We start from the raw sequence: 2,360 nt of genomic DNA on the forward strand, positions 1-2,360 counted from the left end.
TCTTCGCGCCGCTTCTGGCGGAACTGTGCCTCGCCTCACCCTGGCAGGCTGCGATCACCGGCGCCGGCGTCGCGGTCGCCGCGCTGTCGGCAATCGCGATCCAGCTGTGGTTTCGGATGCAGGCCAGGCGCAGCCAGTTTCGCCGGCGCCAGACCTCGTCGCGGCTCGCCACTTTCGCGGAAGCCTTCTGCTCGATCGGTTGGGCCGCCACGGCCGTGATCATGCTGATCATGCCGCCCGCCGCCCTGGTCTGCGGATCGATCACTGCAGCCATCCTCGCGGCGACATGGGGCCTCAGTCCGCGGCGGGGACTTGAAAATCTCAACCGTTCATCAATTCCATGACTGCTCCGGCAAAAACCTCCGGCGCCTCCTGCGGCAGATTGTGCGCGCCGTGCCGCCGAAATGTGCCGCGTGGTTCGACAATGTGAACTCCCTGATCGGCCGGGACGTGTTAGTTCTGAGCGGGATCGCGCGACACAATATACCGAAACCGCCGAGAACGGAGTGCGTTTCGATGCTGCGGCTGCTTTCCGCCGTCTTTGCCCTGCTGGGTTCGCTGATCGGGCCAGCCCTCGCCCAGGATGCTCGACGCAGTGAATGTTTGGCGATGGCAAATGGGCCGACGCGCGCCGCGCCCGTGAGCTTCCGGCAGGCGGCCGCGGCTAAGGACGAGGTCACGATCACCTATGCCGGCCACTCGACCTATTACATCGACACGCCCGGCGGCGTACGCATCGCGACCGACTACAGCGGGGTCTATCGGACCGGGCGTCTCCCCGACGTCGTCACCATGAACCGCGCTCATTCTACCCACTACACGCTGTTTCCGGATTCCCGCATTGCCCATGTGCTGCACGGCTGGGGTGACGACGGGCAGCCAGCGCACATCGCGGAGCGCATCGGCGACGTCTACATCCGCAATGTGACGACCGATATTCGCCGCTATTTCGGCGAGGATTCGGACGGTCCGATGATCAAGGACGGCAATTCGATCTTCATCTTCGAGATCGCGGGCCTCTGCATCGGCCACCTCGGACATCTCCACGTCAAGCTCGACGACAGCCAGTTTGCGGCGATCGGCCGACTCGATATCGTGATGGTGCCGATCGACGGCACCTACACAATGTCGCTCGGCGGCATTTCCGAGATCACCAAGCGGCTGCGCGCCTCAGTCGTGCTGCCGATGCACCGCTTCATGACCCCGCTCGAGGACTTCATGCAACGAATCGGCAACCAGTTCGAGATTGATCGCCGAGGCGAGCGCTCGCTGACGATTTCGCAAGAGACGCTGCCGTCGACACCGACGGTGATCATTCTGGACGGCGTCTAGCACCGCCACTCTGGCAACAGTGTTGGCGGCAGTCAGGGCAAACCCTCGATCGACACGATGCGGAAAGTCGCGCCGCTGCGACGTAGCTTGGCGGCGTCCTGGTTCTCCGGCGAATCGAACCAGTTTTGGGCCGCCTCTACGCTCGGAAAGGAGATGATCGCCATGCAGCAGGGCACGCTGCCTTCGCCTTCGAGCAGCACGTTATGCTGGCTTCGCGCCACGTAACGTCCGCCGAATTTTGCAACGATATCGCGCGAAATCTTGCCATATTGCTCCTGGATCGATTCCGGTCCTGTCGTTGTCAGTCGCTCGACAATGACAAAGGCCGGCGCGCTCGCCTTTTGCGCAAACAAGCGCTCGGACGCGGCGAGCGCCAACATTGCCACAACTGCCAAGACCACCAGACCGGCAACGCGACTGGGCAAACGCATTTCCGCTCTCCCTGAAATGCCGGCTCCGCTGCATCAGAAGGCTCGCCTTGCGATACGCCTGGATGCTGGCTCTGTCATTCTCTTGGGATAATATCGGCCGCTGCCGGGTAACGGTCTCAAAAATCGGGGAGCAAACACCATGGCTGCCAGCACTGCGCCCGCATCAATAAGCGGGCTCTTTGCCGATCCGCGCGAGGACTGGCTTGCACTGCACAGCGAAGCGGTTCTCGATCCGGCGCAGCCGATCGTCGATCCGCACCACCATCTCTGGAATCGTGGGGGCCAGCGCTATCTGATCGAGGAGATGGCCGGCGATATCGGAAGCGGCCACAACATCGTATCGACGGTCTATGTCGATTGCCGCTCGATGTATCGTGCTGAGGGTCCCGACGCGCTTCGCCCCGTCGGCGAGGTCGAGTTCGCGACTGGCGTCGCGCACATGAGCGCGAGCGGCGCCTACGGCAAAGCGCGGATCTGCGCCGGCATCGGCGGCCATGCCAACCTCCTGCTCGGCGAAGGCGCACGGGCCGTGCTCGAGGCCGAGATCGCGGCCGGCAACGGCCGTTTCCGCGGCATTCGCCACTCCTCGGCCTGGGA

General features: G+C 63.5%; 3 protein-coding genes and 1 pseudogene. 3 read left to right on the forward strand and 1 reads right to left on the reverse strand.

All coding sequences use genetic code 11. The annotated features are described in order from the left end of the window. A pseudogene (locus JOZ76_RS05665) lies at positions 1-344 on the forward strand (permease); the annotation flags it as partial. Between the two features lie 172 nt (positions 345-516). Next, a complete protein-coding gene (locus tag JOZ76_RS05670; protein ID WP_291697649.1) occupies positions 517-1,332 on the forward strand; it encodes an MBL fold metallo-hydrolase in 816 nt (271 codons plus the stop codon). Positions 1,333-1,364: 32 nt separating this feature from the next. Here the strand turns inward: JOZ76_RS05670 and JOZ76_RS05675 are convergent, their stop codons facing one another. Next, positions 1,365-1,763, reverse strand: a complete 399-nt coding sequence (locus tag JOZ76_RS05675) for a DUF1330 domain-containing protein (protein ID WP_291697650.1) — start codon at positions 1,761-1,763, stop codon at positions 1,365-1,367. Positions 1,764-1,902: 139 nt separating this feature from the next. Here JOZ76_RS05675 and JOZ76_RS05680 point away from each other — a divergent pair. Continuing rightward, positions 1,903-2,360 (forward strand): amidohydrolase family protein (locus tag JOZ76_RS05680; RefSeq protein WP_366938541.1); only part of this gene is annotated, 458 nt, incomplete at its 3' end.

The organism is Bradyrhizobium sp. (assembly GCF_019244115.1).
Lineage (GTDB): Bacteria > Pseudomonadota > Alphaproteobacteria > Rhizobiales > Xanthobacteraceae > Bradyrhizobium.